At 60.8% G+C, this 618-nt stretch carries 1 pseudogene; it reads right to left on the bottom strand.

The features are described from left to right. Window positions 1-401, bottom strand: a pseudogene (locus BZK31_RS28655) (cellulose biosynthesis cyclic di-GMP-binding regulatory protein BcsB); the annotation flags it as partial. Window positions 402-618: the final 217 nt, after the last annotated feature.

Below are 618 nucleotides of genomic sequence, written 5' to 3'. Positions count from 1 at the left end.
TCGACGCCCAGCGTGGTGCTGGCATTGCCCTGTTCTTCGTTCAGGCCCATGGCCCGCACCGGGTAGCCATCCAGTGACAGTAGTAACGTGTTGCGACCCGCTTCACCGTTCAGGTAACTGGCGTCGAAGTTCAGGGTTGCGTCGGTCAGCGCAACGTTGGCAGGCACCGGCAGGTACAGTTCGCGACGCGCATCGGTGGCATTGAGAATGATCGGACGGTCGATACCCAATTCCCGCAACTCGATCACCCGCTCCTGACGAGCGTCGTTGGTGATGCGGTTGATGGCCTGAGTCAACGGGCTTTCTGCAGCCAATGCAAAGGTGGGCATCAGAGCCAACAGGCTCATCCCGCAGGCAAGGGCGTTCAACGCGCCCGTGTTTACGGTAACGGAAGATTTCATCAGGCGTATCTCTTGAAGGCTCAAGGCCGTTGGGTCTGGGTGCGGGGCGGGTCCGCGAAAACGGTTTTTATGGGCACCCGGTGTGGACCGGGTGCCCTGAAAGGTTTGCGCTGTCTTCGCTGCGGGTTCGCTTGTGGTTCTGTTCGCTGTCCGTGCTTTTTGCCTCAACGGGCCATGGCGCGCATGGGCTCGGGCTGGCCAAGAATCTCGGGCGGCA

The organism is Pseudomonas floridensis (assembly GCF_002087235.1).
Lineage (GTDB): Bacteria > Pseudomonadota > Gammaproteobacteria > Pseudomonadales > Pseudomonadaceae > Aquipseudomonas > Aquipseudomonas floridensis.
The sequence above is the reverse complement of the archived record's forward strand: the minus strand, read 5'-3'. Positions and strand labels throughout refer to the sequence as shown.